Source organism: Pseudomonas turukhanskensis (assembly GCF_027922365.1).
In the GTDB taxonomy this organism is placed as follows: domain Bacteria; phylum Pseudomonadota; class Gammaproteobacteria; order Pseudomonadales; family Pseudomonadaceae; genus Aquipseudomonas; species Aquipseudomonas turukhanskensis.
On record NZ_BSFN01000004.1, the window covers coordinates 51,588 to 67,687 of the forward strand.

Genomic DNA, 16,100 nt, shown 5'->3' on the forward strand with positions numbered 1-16,100 from the left:
AGCCATCCTGTCCGCGCAGTACGCATGCGGGGTGGCACCTGTAGCAGGCCGCCATCCATATCCCAGATCGCGCTGATCACCCAACTGTGAGGTTGAGGTCGTTTTCGCGATCGACTGTTTGAGGGGATCGGGGACTCGCAGCAAAGACAGAGAAAAACTTAGCTTTATAGACCAATGAATTCAGTCGGTGTCGGATGATCGGAGCAGGGAAAATTAATCCTATTTTTCTTATTCAAATCGCTCATCTTTTGCCTTGTCTCTCTTAGTTTCCGAGGCTCTTTCTTCAGCAATTTCGGCATAGAGTTGGGTCGTAGATTGACTTACGAACGGCATAAGTTTTGCGGGGATAAGCTGGTCCAAGGCATCCAGTAACTGTGCATTTTCTTCAATTTTTGCTGCTCGCGAGCCACTCCACATATTTGGTCTAAATCGATCAATGAATGTTTCGAGTATTATTCGAGTATCAGCGGCGTTAGCGAGGAGCATTTTGGCCTGATCAGACCAAACGAGTGGACCGTTTAACTCTGGCCTGTGCGCGAATGTTATGACAGAGGCCATTAAGCTATACCTAGACTTTGGATTCTGTTTGCACCATTCGAGTAAAACTTCTGGGCTTACCTCGTCCAAAGGATTTTCATCGATATGATCAAATAACTCTACATACGATTTGTCTTCCTCGGTGTCTACACCGAGCATTGCTTCTAATACCGCCGCCGGTTGGGCTTTGAGGAGTGCCCGGAGAATTTGCGTATTTTCAAATGAGTAAGTCTCTTTGGCCTCAATTGCGCTCCTAAGTTTCGCCGCGAATTTTTGCGCAGCAGTATTAGCCTGGACGTTTGCTAAGCAGATTTTAATGAGTTCGACTATCCGGTGCTCTTGAGTGGAGTTTCCCCTCTCGAACGTGAAGCACTGCAATATCTCCTGGGATATTAAAAGGAGTTCTGTATCGTAGGGCCGGTTAGCTTGGCGGTCGGTAAAAAGCCGGGCGTGCAATATTTCCAGCGCTGAATTGAAGCCTCCGGTCTTGCTCGCAATACGTATAAGAAGGTCTCTCAAAACGTGAGCTGGCAAATTATTTGTAGCTGGCCCGTAAGCAAGATTGGTATACCTTTGAACTTGGACACTCTCTAGATCCAATGCGGAATTTAACCGCTTCACGCCCCGGTCACTAAGTTCCACCGCAGACTGGAAAAGAGGGAGCAGTGGCGCGAGCTTAGGAGCATCGATAATAGAGTCAAAAATTTCCTCTGCTGCATTGGTGTCGCGTTTCCATAGTTCAGCAAGGTATCCCCTCATAACTTGAATATCGAGTTGGTCCGAAGCTACTAAATCCATAGCCTTTACCATTTCTTGCCAGATTTCCCTGTGGGCTAAAGCTGCTGCAGCGACACCACGACCAAACGAATACGTTCGCGGTCCCCCGCAAAGAACTTCTGGAAGAACCTCGCGCAATTGCCTCCGATCTAGGCCAATTTGCGTACCTAGTTCTTCTGCTTTCTTCTCAAGAGTTTCATAACTATGGGAAACTCCATTGTCAGCTAGCTCAATTTCGTCCATATAAGTGTTGCCAAGAACGGTGGCTTTTACCTGAGCGGGTAGATCCGAAGGGCTCAGATCACTGGCTAGTACCTGGAGACGTGCACGTTCTTCAACGGAGAGGCGTGCGCCGTCAAACGCAAGTATCTGTCGCGTTGCAGCCCATCCTTCATACCAGAATCTATCACCTGCGAGCCTGCGTAGAAGCGCTTCCAGCTTTTCCGTATCGATAAGGGTGTTCCACAGGGGTCTGAAATTTTTGCCAAAGAGATCTCGTAGTTGCCTGTTCAGTTCTCCGCTGCGGTTGCATGTCCTCTCCAGCAGTAACAGTGCGTTGCTATACCACTCATCTAGCTCATCTTGTCTTCTGGGCACGTAACCAAAGTCTCTTGACCTAGCCCCGAATTCAAATTGACGGCTCGAACTGAAATGGCCGGTTCTCAGCATTTGCGCCAATGCTGAAACCCCTAGCGACGTCATATTTCTGTCAGGGGAAAGGAGGAGATTTTCGATCGTTGCAAGGCGTTGCGCTGCAGTAGCATGGGTTCCTGAAAGGTAGATAGTGAACAGCGACATCAAAGTTTCCGACGCCACTTTCGACGTTCGTTCGTCTTCACCATGCACTGCGATTCGCACCAATAACGAAGCACTTTTCTCGAATAAGGCTGGCTCATAAGCAATTGATCGTAGAAGACGAGAGTGATCCGTCGTTGGAGTGAACAGAGGGTCGTGAAAAGCCCTTTCAAAGGCTGCAAGTACGGCATCTGGGGCCACGGGTGTCAAATTTTCGAACGTCTGCTTTTCCAGCTCGCTGTGATTGGATAAGTTTCCTAGGAGTCCATGTGGCGACAACCAATTTGTCGCAATTTCCACCGCCTTAGTGTGCGCGTGTAGAAACGAAAGTCTCCGAGAAAAAGATCGTGCTAGCCGATCATTGCCACCATCAATGAACACCTGCTTGATGAGGTCAAATGGTGTGTCTTCTAACGCGCGTGCCGCGAGCCGGTTGGCTATAGCATGGGGCAATACCGCTCGCCAGGGTCCTCGTTTTTGCACAAGCTCTCGTCGCAACAACTCAGCCACGTGCCGGTAAAGCGCCGATGTAGAGAAACCTATCAATGAAGCGATTGTTGGCAGCTCTGCGTTTTCACCAGCAAGGTTTTCCCCTTCAAACGAGTACACTAACGAGCACACTTGTGCAGCTAACAACAAGTCGTTGTCGTGCGTTTGTCTTTGTCGGAAAAGACGTTGAAACAGCTCCTCATTTGATAATCCTGCGATCGAATCGGTATGTTTAACCGTCTCTCCAAGAGCAATGGCGATTCTTGCGTTGCCGCCCGATACATCAGCGATAGTTCGGGCATCCACTTGGGAAAGGTGTGAAAACCTTCGATGAAGCAATTTCACAATAAGCTCGGAGGAAGAGGTGTCGAGGGTGACGACCTGTGTTCCTTCCGGCTGATCGTCGCGTATGTCGTACTCCACCGTAAGCACGCTCACGGTGCTGGCTTGGCCACTACATAGTTCTGCCAACCTTTCGTGGAGAGCAGATGGGCAGTTGTCTACAACAACCACAGCCCGAGCTCGATTTGCGATTAGGTCCGAGGCTAGCCCTATCGGCTGCGGTTCAGGGTTGTCGGATAAATTTGTGTATACCGCTATAGCAGGGGGAAGCGGGCGAGCGCCTAGTTTTGCATCGAATAGAGCCTGAACTAGCCTGGTTTTACCGACTCCCGACAAACCAACCAAACGTACTACAGCTCCTTCTCTAGCGAGTACATCGCGAAGCTCATCAATTGTTTCGATCAGCGATTGGGCCGGCGTGTCATAGCGCTTTCCCATGTGAAGCCGCAGCTTGTCATCGAGTAAGTATTCGGCATCCACGGACTCCGCATTTCCACTCCAAGCCCCATACGGTTTCCAGCCGATTAGGGATCGACCAAGTTTTTCCTTAACCCAGACAACCAGCCCAGGATATAACCTGACCCAGGTTGCAAGGCGTGTACGATCATAAAAGTCCGTGTGGAGCTGGTCCGCTGTCTTAAGATCGCTCAGTCCTTCGCGGAGTGCATCTCTTCGATTTTGAAGCGCACTGTCGGCAGCGGCCCCTCTGGCGCTAACGATGATGTAGGCGCCAGCTTCGCTAACTAGGTTTTGAATTACCTGCCGAATTTTTCCTTTAGGCCGCATCTCGGCGAGAATCTTTGCCCGAGGCATGTCAGGAAGTTTCACTTGGAAACCAGTGCTACCTCGAGGAATAAATCCACTGATTTGAGAGCCAGCTGGAAGCTCTACCCGCACATCTAAACCGCCGTCGGCAGCAGTCTGGTTACCTCCCCATGTCACTGCCGATGGCGAATACCCCTTGGAAATCAGTTCGGCCTCACAAAGACGGCCAACCAACTCACGTAAGTCGATGTCATTTAAGTAACTTATGTCATCTGAGGTCACATCGAACATTGGCGTCTTACCTTTATCGAGTTTGAGCTGGACGATGGCCAAGTGTTACTTGAACAAGTGATTGGAGTGAGAACCCAAGCACGGGGGGAGAGCTTTAACACCAAGAATTTGCAAAGTAGGCATTTGATTTTTGGTAAGCGTGAGCCAGTCTTGCCTGACGCATCATTGAATCCTAGCTATGGGCGTGAAACGTTGAATCGAAGGTATATGGGGTAGTTTTCCCTACTCCAAAACGCATGTCATCCTCCGGATGCTGTCGCTTGCTATCGTCCCCTTTAGGCTTGGATTGTCAAAGGCGAGCGCTGATTTATGCCCTGCAAGCCAATGAAAGCGAAGCTTACCTGATGATGTACGTCGAAGCGCTGTCTGCCGCTGATGCCTTTATCAACAAAAAACTTGAGTCCGCTATCGTGCAAACGCTTAGTGAAATGGCCAAGGCGTTGGTCAACTCGACCAAGCAGGGTGAGGGCAAGCCAACGGTTTAAACGCGGTTAGCTGAGTGTGAGAAAGGCGCCTTGTGGGGCGCCTTTTTTGCGGTGCTTGGACGGTGTGTAGGTTGGGTTGAGCGCAGCGAAGCCCAACGTCGCTCAATCAATTTTCAGGAGTAGCGTTTGGCGTGGCACCGCTGTTGGGCTTCGCCTTTGGCTCAACCCAACCTACGATACTTCGCCTCCGGCTCAACCCTGCCTGCGCGGGAACGACGGTGGTTTTTGCTGCTGGCTATATCCCATCCGTCGAGTGCGACAACTCCCGCCACTGCTCCATCTCCCCCAACATCTTTTGCAACTTTCCGGTCACCTGCTGATACGCATCCGAGCCCGCCAAATAGCGCAGCGGCGGCGTTTCGCTGTTGGCCAGTTGCACCAGGGCGGCGCCGAGTTTGGCTGGGTTGCCGGTTTGCTGGTGGTTGTACGCGGCCGAGGCGCCTTTTACTTTGGCGGTGAAGGCGGCGTAGTCGTCCAGTGCGCGCTGGCCAAACACGGCGGAGCTGGCGTCAAGGAAGTCGGTGCGGAAGACGCCGGGTTCTACCAGGGTGACCTTGATGCCGAACTGGGCCACTTCCTGGGCCAACGATTCGGAGAAGCCTTCCACGGCGAATTTGGAGGCGCAGTACAGCGCGGCGCCGCCCATGCCCAGTACGCCGCCCATGGAGGATACGTTGAACACGTGGCCGCTGCGTTGTTGGCGCATCACGGGCAGCACGGCGCGGCAGACGTTGAAGACGCCGAAGACGTTGGTGGCGAATTGGTTGTCGGCGTCTGCGCTGAAGTTGTCTTCGAAGGGGGCCAGTTGGCCGTAGCCGGCGTTGTTGACCAGTACGTCGATGCGACCGAACTGGGTGACGGCTTGTTCGGCGGCGGCCAGGGCCTGGGCTTCGTTGCTGACGTCCAATGGCACGGCCAGCACGCGCTCGCCGTATTCGGCAAATACCTGATGCAGCGGTTCCAGACGTCGGCCGCTGACCACCACGTTGTCGCCGGCCGCCAGTGCCGCTTTGGCAATGGCGGCGCCCAGGCCGCGGGCGGCCCCGGTGATAAACCAGACTTTGCTCATGGATGTGCTCCGTAAAAAAAGCCGCGCACAACCGGGGAAGACTGGCGCGGCCAAAAAGGGAAACTTGTGTTAGTCGCGGTTGGCGGCTTCCCAGGTTTTTAATTCGAAGCCTTCTGCCGCGGCTTCGGCGGCGGTCAGCTTCGGCGCGCGGGCGAGGATTTTGCGCGCGGCCATGTGGTCGCCCATGCGGTTGCACGATTCAACGGCCACCAGGCGCTCGTTACGAAAGCACAGTACGGACAGTTGCTGTTCGGCGGCCGAACCCAGCACAACGGTGCTGTCGTAGCCGTTGCTCAGGCCGGCGATTTGCAGTTTGAGGTTGCCCTGGTCGGTCCAGAACCAGGGCAGGGCGCCGTACTGGGCGGGTTTGCCCATTAGCCGGGCGGCGACGGTGCGGGCCTGGTCGATGGCGTTTTGTACCGATTCCAGGCGGGTGTGCTGTTCGTCGTTTTGCAGGCAGGGAAAGCTGGCCACGTCGCCGAGGGCGGAAATGCTCGGGTCGCTGGTGAGCAGGTTGGCGTCCACTTTGATGCCGTTTTCGATATCCAGCCCGGCCTCGGTGGCCAGTTGCGCGTTGGGGATCACGCCGATGCCGAATACCACCAGGTCGGCCGGCAGGCTACGGCCGTCGTTGGTGACTACGGCGCAGACGTTGCCGTTGTCGCTGTCGATGCGGGTCAGGCCTTGGCGGAAGTCGAAGTGCACGCCCCAGGCTTCGTGGGCCTGGCGAAACAGTTCGGACATCTCGCGGGACACGGCGCGGGCCATGGGGCGCTCGCCGAGTTCCAGCACATGGACGTTGGCGCCGAGGGCGGCGGCCACGGCGGCGAATTCCAGGCCGATAAAGCCGGCGCCAATCACCACAACGTTGCGCGCTTCTTTGGCCAGCGGCGCCAGGGCGTCGGCGTCGGCTTTGGTTTTGATGCCGAATACTTGCGGCAGGTCGGCGCCGGGCACGGGCAGCGGGCGGTTGTGGGCGCCGGTGGCCAGTACCAGGTGGTCGTAGCTCAGCGCTTCGCCGCTTGCCAGAACGACGCGTTTGTTCAGGCGGTCGATGGCGGTGGCGCTGTCGTGCAACAGCTCGATGTTTTGCGTGGCGTAGAAGTCGGCCGGGCGGAACAGCAGGTTGGTGTCCTGGATTTTGCCCAGCAGGTAGGCCTTGGACAGCGGCGGGCGCTGGTAGGGCAGGCCGGGCTCATCACCGATCAGCTTGATGCTGCCGGTGTAGCCTTCCTGGCGTAGCGAGGCGGCCACCTGAAAACCGGCTTGGCCAGCACCGACGATTACGACTGAGGCGAGGGTCATGGGAGCTCCGGTTTCAGAATTGCGAGGAGGGCAGGTGCAACACCATGCCGTCCATGTCTTCGCTGATGATCAGTTGGCAGCTCAGGCGGCTGTTGTCTTTACGTTCGAAGGCGTATTCGAGCATGTCAGTTTCCATGCTTTCGGCGGCTTGCACTTTGCCCAGCCACGCTTCGTCCACGTAGGTGTGGCAGGTGGCGCAGCTGCAGGCGCCGCCGCAGTCGGCGGGCAGGCCAGGCACGGAGGCGAAGGTGGCGGCTTGCATCACCGACTGGCCAATGTCGCCCTTAACCGTATGTTCGGTGCCGTTGTGTTCAATAAACGTGAGTGTGGGCATGGTCTGCTCCGGTGTTGTTCAGGTAGTTACGGGTCACAAAGGGGTGAGGTGCGGTTGAGCTTGCTCTTGGGGAGTGAAGCGCGGCACGCGGCCCAGGGTCAGCAGCAAAAGCGGGCCGATCAGGCAGCAGGCGGCGCTGTACACCAACATGGCGGTGTAGTCGCCGGTACGCGCCAACATCACCGCGAACAGCAACGGCGCCAGGGCCGAGGCCACGGTGTTCAGGCCCTGGTGCACGCCGAACAGGCGGCCGTATTCGCGCAGGCCGAAGTAGCGGGCGATCAGGAAAGCGGCGATATCGAATTCGGCACCGGCGCCGAAGCCCACCAGCACGGCGGCGAGCAGCAGCGGGGCAAACTCGTTGGTGCCGCTCAGGTAGATGAAGCAGCCCACGGCCGGCAGAATCAGGCTTACGGCCGAGACGGCCGGCGGCCACAGGCGGTCGAGCAGGTAGCCGATCAGCATGCGGCCAAAGATCAAGGAAACGCCGAAGCCGCTGAAGATCAACGTGGCATCGGCCGCCGACAGGCCTTTGGCCTGCAGCATGGGCACGGTGCTGGTGACCATGCCGACGATGGAAGAAATCACCAGCCCCAAAGCCAGGTTGCAGGTCCAGAACTTCAGCGAGCCCATGCCTTCGCGAAAACTGACGCCAGGCAGTTGCGCCAGCGCCGCGCCGTCGTTTGTGGTGCCATCGGCCACCGGCAATTTGAACCACAGCAGAATCAACGGCAGCAGCACCAACAGGTTGAGCAGCGCCAGAATCACAAAGGCGGCGCGCCAGTCCCATTGTTCAATGCCCCAGGCCATCAGCCGAGGAATGGTGGCGGCGGTCACGCCTGTGCCGGAAAGCCCAATGGCCAGCGCCAGGCCGCGGTTGCGGTCGTACCAGAGGCTGATCAGTTGCGTCCAGGTAACGGCCAGCGCGCCCATGCCGACCAAGGGCAGCAGGGCAAAGGCGATATACATGGACCAGATATTGGCGGTGAGCTGCGTGGTGGCCAGGTAGCCGAGCGACAGCAGCAACAGGGAAATAACGGTGACGCGCTTCATGCCGTAGCGCAGGTTGAACCAGCCCACCAGCTGCAGCGACACCACGGCACCGCCAAACAGAAAGGTGATGCAGGCCTGCAATTGGCTGGGGGTCCAGCCGAAGGCGTTACCCAGCGGCACCACCAGCGTGCCGAAGCCGTAGAGCAGGGCGGCGTTGATGCTGATGGCCACGCCGGCCACGGACAAGATAAGAATCTTCCAGCTTTGCCGGAATTCCAGGGTGTCGATTGCCGCTTCGTTCTTCGAAGGCTGCATGGGGTTGGCTTCCTTATAGGTTTTGTTGAGCCAAGCACTGCATTTAGGTGCGGGTTAGGCACCGGTTAAAGGTGTCGCCCGGCAGCCTGACGCCGCCGTTTCCAGGCTGTCCAGCACAGCCAGTTGACCTACAGACAAACGAAAAACCTGCGCGCCTGTTGCGCTTGCATCAGGCTGGTTCGCGCTGTGTTCAACATCTGCCGCTTTTTGAGCCTGTTTGGGTTCGGCGGCTGGGGTTTGTACCAGCAGACGATTGGGAGCATATCCCTGCTAAAAACTATTTGCACATAAAATAAATAAGTGTTCATAATTTACCAAGCCTGAACCTGATAAGGAGATAAAAATGAGTTCAGAAAAAGCGCAATTCAAAGCCGTGGCAGACCGTAGCCGCTGCTGTGGTTACGGCCTGTGTGCCGCTATCTGCCCCAGTGTTTACAAACTCGACGCCGACGGTCTGGTGTACTTCGACGACGCCAATGTGCCGCCGGAGCTTGAGGAAGAGGCCCGCGAGGGCGCTGCCGCCTGCCCGGCCGAAGCCATCTGGCTGGAACCCATCAGCGACTAAGCCCATGGCGGGCTGCAAGGCCCGCCAAACCACTGTGTTGAGGATGTGCTGATGGGACGTTTGCAAAATAAAGTGGCCTTGATCACCGGTACCGGTGGCGGCCAGGGGCGCGCAGCGGCGCTGCGGTTTGCCCGCGAAGGGGCGATTGTGGTGGGCTGCGATTTTGTCGCCGCCGGCCATGAAGAAACTGCGGCCCTGATGCAGGCTGAAGGTTTCACCTTGTACGGGTCGGCGCCGGTCGACCTGGGTGACCACGAACAGGCCAAGGCCTGGATCGACGCCGCTGTGGCCGAACACGGCCGTATCGACATTCTGTACAACAACGCCTCGGCCGCGAAATTTGGCCTGGTGCATGAGCTGTCGATCGAAGACTGGCACTACACCATCCGCAACGAAATCGACCTGCTGTTCTATACCACCAAGTACGCCTGGCTCCATTTGGCCGAGCAGCGCGGGGTGATTATCAACGTGTCATCCACGGCGGCGTGGGGCGGCTCGAAAGCGGCCGGCATTTCTGCCCACTCGGCGGCCAAAGGCGCGGTGGTGTCCTTTACCCGTCAGTTGGCGGTAGAAGGCGCAGCGGTGGGCGTACGGGCGGTGAGCATCAGCCCGGGCTTTATCGCCACGCCAGGCACCCGGCCGTTTTTGGAGAACCGCGAAGTACGCGCCATGTTGCTTGATGGCGTGCTGATGGACCGCCCCGGCGAGCCGGAAGAAGTGGTCAACCTGGCGGTGTTTATCGCCTCGGATGAAGCTTCGTTTATAACCGGTTCCGACTTTGTCATCGACGGTGGGCTGCTCGCCGTATAGCACCTGCCTGGGCTTTTCGAACAAAAACAAGAGAAGGTGAACAACATGGACCTTATCGGCATTGGCTACATGGGTTTCGAAACCCCCAACCTGGACGCGTGGCGTGAATACGGCCCGCAGGTGATGGGCTTTGGCATCGGTAAGAACCCCGAGAGCGACCCCGACTCGCTGTACTTTCGCCTCGACGATCGCCGCCATCGCTTTGCCTTTCACCCCGGCAAAGTCGACCGCATTGCCTATATCGGTTGGGAAGCGGTCGGGCGTATGGCCTTTGAAGACGGCCTGAAAAAACTGGCCGCCGCCAATATCGAATTTACCCGAGGCGATGCCGCGTTTTGCGAGTTGCGCGGTGTGCGCGAAGTGGTGCGTTTTCGCGACCCGGTGGGCTACCAGTACGAACTGTTTTACGGGCAGAAATGGTTGCCTGACTCCTTCCAGCCAGGCCGCCCACATACCGGTTTTCTCTGTGGCGAACGCGGGGCAGGGCATGTGGTGTTGATCACCCCGGACTACACCCCGGAGCTGGAAAACTTTCTGCTCAGCGTGATGGGTCTCAGTTGGTACGGCGCCGGCGCCGGCAAGGGCCGCACCGGCTTCTTCCGCGCCAAGCTCAACCATAAAACCAGCCACGACATCGCTTACGGCCACGGCCCCGGCCGCATGGGCGTGCAGCACGTGGGGCTGTTTGTAAACAATGTGCGCGACGTGGGTGAAACCTACGACCTGGTGCGCAAGCGCGAACTGCCGATGATGATGACCCTCGGCCAACACGCCCAGGACCCGCATCTGTCGTTCTATCACTTCAATCCGTCCGGTTTCGCCTTTGAAACCATTGCGGAACTGGAGCCGTGGCAGGGCGACCCCTTCGAACTGAACCCGGAAAAACTTAGCCTGTGGGGCCACGAAATGGTCGGCCCTATTCTCGGCCCCAGCGTAAAAACCCCGGAAGAAGTGCTCGACGCCGAGTACCTGCCTACGTACCTGGCCAAGCACTGACATGCGCATTGCGCGAGTAGCAGTTGGCGGTGACGCGTATTGGGCCTTGCTGGAAGCGGAAACCTACCGGCTGCGGCGCATTCACGCGCCGTTTGCCGCCTGGGCAGGGCTTAGCCCGGTAGAGGCCATCCAGGCCTTTGAACTCTCCAATGAGCGCGTGCCGCTGGCCAATGCACGGTTGTTGCCGCCGCTGGAGCCGGGGGCGCGGGTATTTGGCGTGGGGCTGAATTACCTCAGCCATTTGCAACGCCTGGGCAGCGATGCACCGGCGCACCCACTGGCGTATATGAAGCCAGAGTCGGCGCTGATCGGCGCCAATGACGAGATCAGTTACCCACCGCTGACCGGTCAGCTCGATTACGAGGTGGAGCTCGTGGCGGTGGTCGGTCGGCCCTTGCTGGACGAACCCAAGGCCACTGCCTGCCTGCTCGGTTACACCGTGGGCAATGACATCAGCGCCCGCGATGCCGGCAAGCAGATTGGCCGGCTGGATTTGCTTACGCAAAAAGCCATGGATCGCACCACGCCGGTTGGGCCGTGGATTGTGACGCCGGATGAGCTGCGGATTAACGGGCAGCCCGCCCTGAATATGCGTTTGAGCGTGAACGAAGACGTGCGCCAGCAGGACAACACTCGGCAGATGATCTTCGCCCTGGATGAGTTGCTCAATTACTTGGATGCGCGCATTAGCTTGCGGCCGGGGGATTTGGTGTTTACCGGTTCCAGCCATGGCGTGGGGTTGGAGACGGGGCGGTTTTTGCAGCCGGGGGATTTGGTTGAGGCGGAGATTACCGGCGTCGGCCGTTTGCGCAATACGGTGGCGTTGCCACGCCCGTTGAGCCCGGCGCGCCAGGTTGGGCGGTTGGGGCAGCCTTTGGTTTAGTGACAGTCCGTAGATTCATAGTCCCCTGCGAGATTCTGGATTCCCGCCTGCGCGGGAATGACTGAGTGCTTGCTTAAACCTCCGCCGTGCCGCGAAGGCGGGGACCCAGAATGCTGAGGCAAGCGAGGTTTTTCTGATGTCTGAAGGCTCCGCTTGGGCGCCATTCCGCAACAAGGCCTTCCGCGGCCTCTGGCTGGCCATGGCCATCGTCAACCTGGCGATCTGGATGCAAACGGTCGGCGCCGCCTGGATCATGACCACCCTCACCACATCGGCGACCATGGTTTCGCTGGTGCAAACCGCCGTCACGCTGCCGGTGTTTCTCTTCGCTTTGCCCGGCGGCGTAATCGCCGACCTGGTGGACCGGCGTCGCTGGCTGATCGTCACCCAGGCGTTGATGGTGTTTGCCGGCGTGGTGCTCGCCGTGCTGGCGTACACCGCGCACCTGGACGCCTGGGGCCTGCTGGCCTTTACCTTTTTGCTTGGCACCGGCAGTGCCCTGGGCATGTCGGCGTGGATGGTCACCATGGTCGGTGTGCTGACGCGCAGCGAAGTGCCGGCCGCCGTCTCGCTCAACGGCATCGCCATTAACGCCACCCGTGCGCTGGGCCCGGCGCTGGCCGGCGCCCTGATTGCGTACTGGAACACCACTTCGGTGTTTCTGGTGATTGCCTTGTGCATGCTGGTGGTAATGGTTTTTCTATTTAGCCTGCCGGCCACGCCTCGCCCCGAAGGGTTGCCGCCGGAAACGTTGACCGGCGGTATGCGCAGCGGCCTGCGCTATATCCGCCATTCGGCCGTTTTATTCAGCGCCTTGCTGCAGGTGTTGGTCTTCACCGGCAGCGCCAGCGCGTTATGGGCGCTGATGCCTTTAGTGGCGAAACAGGAACTGGGCATGGATGCCGGCGGCTATGGCTTGCTGATGGCGTTCCTCGGTGCCGGCGCGGTGGTGGCAGCGTTGAATTTGCCGCGTCTGTATCGGGTAATGGGCCTGCAACGGCTGATCGCCTGCGGCGCCGTGGCGTTTTCGGCGGCGACCTTTACCGCCGCGCTGTCCCATAACCGCTATGTGGTGTGCACCATGATGCTATTTGCCGGGGTGGGCTGGATGGCGGTCAACGCCACCATTTCCACCGTGGTGCAAACCTACGCGGCCAATTGGGTACGCGCGCGGGTGTCGGCGGTGTATGTGCTCACCTTGATGGGCTCGATGGCGGCCGGCGGTGCGGTTTGGGGCGCGTTGGCCGAATATGTCGGCCTGAACGAGAGTCTGCTGCTCTCCGGTTTTATGCTGCTGCTGGGCTGCGTGCTGATGCGCAAGGGCCGGGTAGAGCTCGGCCACGAGGCAGACTTCGCCGAGGTGCAGGTGACCGACAAACTGCAACTGGCCACGCCGGTTGCCCACTCTGATGGGCCGGTGTCGGTGGAGATCGTGTACCAGGTGCCTGCTGGCGAGCTTGAGGGGTTTCTCTCGGCGGTGTATGCCGTGGGCAAAGCGCGCCGACGCAATGGTGCGCAGAACTGGCGGTTGTACCGCGACATGGCCGATGACCAGCTGTATAGCGAGCGCTTTATCGTCGAGTCGTGGCTGGACTACTTACGCCAGCAGGCGCGGGTGACCCAGGCCGATTATGTGCAGGAACTCGCGATAGAGCGCTTTCGCCGCGAAGACGTGGCGCCGCGGCGTTTGATCTATCAACCGCCGGCCGCACATATCGGTTAATTCGTCTGACTCATTCCCAGATAAAACTTTGACGGGGTAAATCATTCTCAGGCTAGAATGCCGGCAACATTAAGTTACCGGGATGCGGCATGGACTCCACAGAAAGCACTGACAGCAAAGCGGCCAACGCCGTCATCGTAAAACCGGTTGCCAACGCCATTCGCATCCTCCGCCACCTCAGCCAGGTCGGCACGCCCGAACGCTCGGTAGATATCGCCCGCCAACTGGGCATCAACCCCAGCACCTGTTTCAACATTCTGCGCACCCTGGTGCAGGAAGAGGTGGTGGACTTCAGCGCCATGTCCAAACGCTATTCGGTGGGCCTGGGCCTGGCACGGTTGGTTGAGCAGCAAATGACCCAAGGCCATCGTGTGCAAATGGCCAAACCCATGCTGCAAAACCTCGCCGCCCGCCTGCGGGTGACCATCACCCTGTGGCGGCGCATCAGCGCCGATCGCATCGCCATCGTCAGCGCCGCCGCCAGCCCTACCGATGTGCGTATCGACATGGCCGAAGGGCAGCGCCTACCGATTCTGATGGGCGCCAGTGGCCGCTTATTTGCCACCCTGATGGACCTCGACGACCCTCTGGTACAGGCCGGTTTCGAGAAGATCCGTTGGGCCAGGCCCATGCCGCTTGATGATTACAAAAAAGAAGTAAAACTGGCCGGCGAACGCGGCTGGGCGATGGACGATGGGCATTTTTCCATGGGCATTCTGGCCGTCGCAGCGCCCATTTATTCGCCGACCAATACCATTGAATTCACCGTGTCAGCCGTGATGTTTCGCGGGCAGCGAGATGACGAAGGGCTGGCGGAGTTGGGTAAGGCGCTGATCACCTTCTGCGATGAGGTGACCAGCGTTCTTTATTGACGCAACTCCCCTTGTAGGAGCCAGCTTGCTGGCGAAGCCTGCAAACACCGGTCGCGAATTCCTTTTCCAGGGTTCGCGACCAAGGTCGCTCCTACAAAAAAACGCACCTATTCCCGCACCAACAACAAACTCCCCCCCAACGGCCCACCCCCTGCCGCCACCGTACTCACCCGATGTTCCGCCGTCTGTCGGCCCTCAGCACGCCCCCACAGCTGCAAACAGGCTTCATGCAGATAGCCGAGGCCATGGGTGCGGCCGCCGGATAGCTGCCCGCCATTGGTATTGATCGGCAACTCCCCATCCAGCGCAATCCGCTTGCCGCCTTCAACAAAGGCGCCGCTTTCACCCACCGGGCACAACCCCAATGCTTCCAGCCAGATCATGGTCAGAATCGAAAACCCGTCATACAGCTGCGCCGAGTCCACATGCTGCGGCGTGTAGTCGGTGCGCGCCCACATCATCTGGCCGACATCAAAGGCGGCCATCTTGGTTAGGTTGATCTGGTCCCACGACCACGGCTGATTTAGCGCGGCGCCCATGGCTTCGATGCGGATGGGTTTATTCGGCAGGTCTTGGGCGATATCGCGGCGCGACAGAATGATTGCCGTCGAGGCATCGCAGTGCACATCGCAGTCGAACATCCGTAGTGGTGTGGAGATCATCCGTGAAGCCATGTAGTCGTCCATGCTCATGGGCGTGCGGAACAAGGCCTTGGGATTGCGCATCGCATTCTGCCGGCAGGTGAGGGCGATCTGCGCCAGCTGCTCGGGCTGGGTGCCGTATTCGTGAAAGTGGCGCTGCGCATAAAGGGCCATCAGGTTGATGCCCGATTGCACGTTGAACGGCGTAAACCATTGCCAGGCGTAGCTGCTGTCGCGGCCCTGGGTTTTGTTGGTCAAGGCACCTGCTTGTTTGTTGGTCACCCGTGCCGTGGCTTCGGTGATGGTGCGAAACACCAGCACGTGTTTGCACAGGCCCGCGGCAATCGCCATGGCGCCGTTGATAACGCCAGCCAGCGGGCCAGGGCCTTCGTAGCCGCCGCCAAACCAGTTCACGTTCAGGCCCAGGGCACTTTTCAGGGCGCTGGGCCCGACCGGAGAAAACGGGTCGCCATTGTTGTTGTCGCCTGGCCAGCAAGCCACGCCGTCTATATCGCTGCGCTGCAAGCCAGCATCGGCGATGGCCTCCAGACAGGCATCCAGGGTCAGGCGCATGGCCGACTTGCTCGATGGCCGGCCGATCTCGGATTGGCCGATGCCGGTAATGGCCACGTCTTTTTCATAACGGTGATCGAACATCACTGATCCTTCTCGAAAAGCGGCAACCACACGTCCTCGATATTGAGAAAGCTGACCCGTACAGGCATCTCGATATGCACATCGGTGACGGGAATGCCCACCACGTTGCTGACGAATTGCAAGCCGGGTTGCTCCACCAGCTCGATGATCGCCACCACATAGGGCACCTCCAGTTCGGGGTTCCAGGCCTGGTGGTTGATGGTGTAGCTCAGCACCTTGCCCTTGCCGGACACCGCCGTGGGCGTCACCTCGAAGCTGGCGCAATGCGGGCAGAGCGGGGCTGGCGGGTGGAAAAAGCGGCTGCAACTGGCGCAGTGGTGAATGCGCAGTTCACCCTGTTCCCCGCCTTGCCAGAAGGCGCGGTTATCGGCGTTGAGTGCAGGCAGTTTTCTAGGCATCGGCATTCCGCAGACAAGTGTTTGACGTGTGGTCACACAGTATCATTTGTACATATAT

General features: G+C 58.5%; 14 protein-coding genes. 7 read left to right on the forward strand and 7 right to left on the reverse strand.

Annotated features, from left to right (window positions below; translation table 11 throughout):
- Positions 1-228: 228 nt before the first annotated feature.
- Positions 229-3,996, reverse strand: a complete 3,768-nt coding sequence (locus PKE98_RS08870) for a hypothetical protein (protein ID WP_271194921.1) — start codon at positions 3,994-3,996, stop codon at positions 229-231.
- 344 nt (positions 3,997-4,340) lie between these two features.
- On the opposite strand from PKE98_RS08870, the gene PKE98_RS08875 reads away from it, so the two are divergent.
- Entirely contained in the window at positions 4,341-4,481 is a 141-nt protein-coding gene (locus PKE98_RS08875) for a hypothetical protein (RefSeq protein WP_271194922.1), read from the forward strand.
- A 235-nt stretch (positions 4,482-4,716) separates the two neighbouring features.
- On the opposite strand, the gene PKE98_RS08880 is transcribed toward PKE98_RS08875, so the two are convergent.
- From PKE98_RS08880 to PKE98_RS08895, 4 genes are all read right to left on the reverse strand, one after another.
- Positions 4,717-5,550 (reverse strand): oxidoreductase, encoded by an 834-nt coding sequence (locus tag PKE98_RS08880; RefSeq protein WP_271194923.1) that lies wholly within the window; start codon positions 5,548-5,550, stop codon positions 4,717-4,719.
- Between the two features lie 69 nt (positions 5,551-5,619).
- Positions 5,620-6,855, reverse strand: coding sequence for an NAD(P)/FAD-dependent oxidoreductase (locus tag PKE98_RS08885; protein ID WP_271194924.1), 1,236 nt, complete (start codon positions 6,853-6,855; stop codon positions 5,620-5,622).
- Positions 6,856-6,868: 13 nt separating this feature from the next.
- Complete coding sequence (locus PKE98_RS08890) at positions 6,869-7,189, reverse strand: 2Fe-2S iron-sulfur cluster-binding protein (protein ID WP_271194925.1); 321 nt, start codon at positions 7,187-7,189, stop codon at positions 6,869-6,871.
- Between the two features lie 33 nt (positions 7,190-7,222).
- Positions 7,223-8,497 (reverse strand): MFS transporter, encoded by a 1,275-nt coding sequence (locus PKE98_RS08895; RefSeq protein WP_271194926.1) that lies wholly within the window; start codon positions 8,495-8,497, stop codon positions 7,223-7,225.
- A 343-nt stretch (positions 8,498-8,840) separates the two neighbouring features.
- Here PKE98_RS08895 and PKE98_RS08900 point away from each other — a divergent pair, with 343 nt between their 5' ends.
- The 6 genes from PKE98_RS08900 (at position 8,841) to PKE98_RS08925 (ending at position 14,346) form a co-directional block, all read left to right on the forward strand.
- A complete protein-coding gene (locus PKE98_RS08900) occupies positions 8,841-9,062 on the forward strand; it encodes a ferredoxin (RefSeq protein WP_271194927.1) in 222 nt (73 codons plus the stop codon).
- Between the two features lie 51 nt (positions 9,063-9,113).
- Positions 9,114-9,872, forward strand: a complete 759-nt coding sequence (locus PKE98_RS08905; protein ID WP_271194928.1) for an SDR family NAD(P)-dependent oxidoreductase — start codon at positions 9,114-9,116, stop codon at positions 9,870-9,872.
- 45 nt (positions 9,873-9,917) lie between these two features.
- A complete protein-coding gene (locus PKE98_RS08910) occupies positions 9,918-10,868 on the forward strand; it encodes a VOC family protein (RefSeq protein WP_271194929.1) in 951 nt (316 codons plus the stop codon).
- Between the two features lies 1 nt (position 10,869).
- Complete coding sequence (locus PKE98_RS08915; protein WP_271194930.1) at positions 10,870-11,751, forward strand: fumarylacetoacetate hydrolase family protein; 882 nt, start codon at positions 10,870-10,872, stop codon at positions 11,749-11,751.
- Positions 11,752-11,887: 136 nt separating this feature from the next.
- Positions 11,888-13,474: an MFS transporter gene (locus tag PKE98_RS08920; RefSeq protein WP_271194931.1), complete on the forward strand. Its 1,587-nt coding sequence runs from the start codon at positions 11,888-11,890 to the stop codon at positions 13,472-13,474.
- 89 nt (positions 13,475-13,563) lie between these two features.
- On the forward strand, positions 13,564-14,346 hold the full coding sequence (locus PKE98_RS08925) for an IclR family transcriptional regulator (protein WP_271194932.1): 783 nt from the start codon (positions 13,564-13,566) through the stop codon (positions 14,344-14,346).
- A gap of 107 nt (positions 14,347-14,453) precedes the next feature.
- Here PKE98_RS08925 and PKE98_RS08930 read toward each other — a convergent pair whose 3' ends face one another.
- Both PKE98_RS08930 and PKE98_RS08935 read right to left on the reverse strand, forming a co-directional pair.
- Positions 14,454-15,644, reverse strand: coding sequence for a thiolase family protein (locus PKE98_RS08930; protein ID WP_271194933.1), 1,191 nt, complete (start codon positions 15,642-15,644; stop codon positions 14,454-14,456).
- The gene (locus tag PKE98_RS08935) at positions 15,644-16,042 is read right to left on the reverse strand and encodes a Zn-ribbon domain-containing OB-fold protein (protein WP_271194934.1); all 399 of its coding nucleotides are present in this window, start codon (positions 16,040-16,042) and stop codon (positions 15,644-15,646) included. Before PKE98_RS08935 ends, PKE98_RS08930 begins: the two co-directional genes overlap by 1 nt.
- Positions 16,043-16,100 lie beyond the last annotated feature (58 nt).

Bases quoted from the DNA above. Each gene is read 5' to 3' on its own strand.
- PKE98_RS08870 (WP_271194921.1), bottom strand. From the start codon at position 3,996: ATGTTCGATGTGACCTCAGATGACATAAGTTACTTAAATGACATCGAC.
- PKE98_RS08875 (WP_271194922.1), top strand. From the start codon at position 4,341: ATGATGTACGTCGAAGCGCTGTCTGCCGCTGATGCCTTTATCAACAAA.
- PKE98_RS08880 (WP_271194923.1), bottom strand. From the start codon at position 5,550: ATGAGCAAAGTCTGGTTTATCACCGGGGCCGCCCGCGGCCTGGGCGCC.
- PKE98_RS08885 (WP_271194924.1), bottom strand. From the start codon at position 6,855: ATGACCCTCGCCTCAGTCGTAATCGTCGGTGCTGGCCAAGCCGGTTTT.
- PKE98_RS08890 (WP_271194925.1), bottom strand. From the start codon at position 7,189: ATGCCCACACTCACGTTTATTGAACACAACGGCACCGAACATACGGTT.
- PKE98_RS08895 (WP_271194926.1), bottom strand. From the start codon at position 8,497: ATGCAGCCTTCGAAGAACGAAGCGGCAATCGACACCCTGGAATTCCGG.
- PKE98_RS08900 (WP_271194927.1), top strand. From the start codon at position 8,841: ATGAGTTCAGAAAAAGCGCAATTCAAAGCCGTGGCAGACCGTAGCCGC.
- PKE98_RS08905 (WP_271194928.1), top strand. From the start codon at position 9,114: ATGGGACGTTTGCAAAATAAAGTGGCCTTGATCACCGGTACCGGTGGC.
- PKE98_RS08910 (WP_271194929.1), top strand. From the start codon at position 9,918: ATGGACCTTATCGGCATTGGCTACATGGGTTTCGAAACCCCCAACCTG.
- PKE98_RS08915 (WP_271194930.1), top strand. From the start codon at position 10,870: ATGCGCATTGCGCGAGTAGCAGTTGGCGGTGACGCGTATTGGGCCTTG.
- PKE98_RS08920 (WP_271194931.1), top strand. From the start codon at position 11,888: ATGTCTGAAGGCTCCGCTTGGGCGCCATTCCGCAACAAGGCCTTCCGC.
- PKE98_RS08925 (WP_271194932.1), top strand. From the start codon at position 13,564: ATGGACTCCACAGAAAGCACTGACAGCAAAGCGGCCAACGCCGTCATC.
- PKE98_RS08930 (WP_271194933.1), bottom strand. From the start codon at position 15,644: ATGTTCGATCACCGTTATGAAAAAGACGTGGCCATTACCGGCATCGGC.
- PKE98_RS08935 (WP_271194934.1), bottom strand. From the start codon at position 16,042: ATGCCTAGAAAACTGCCTGCACTCAACGCCGATAACCGCGCCTTCTGG.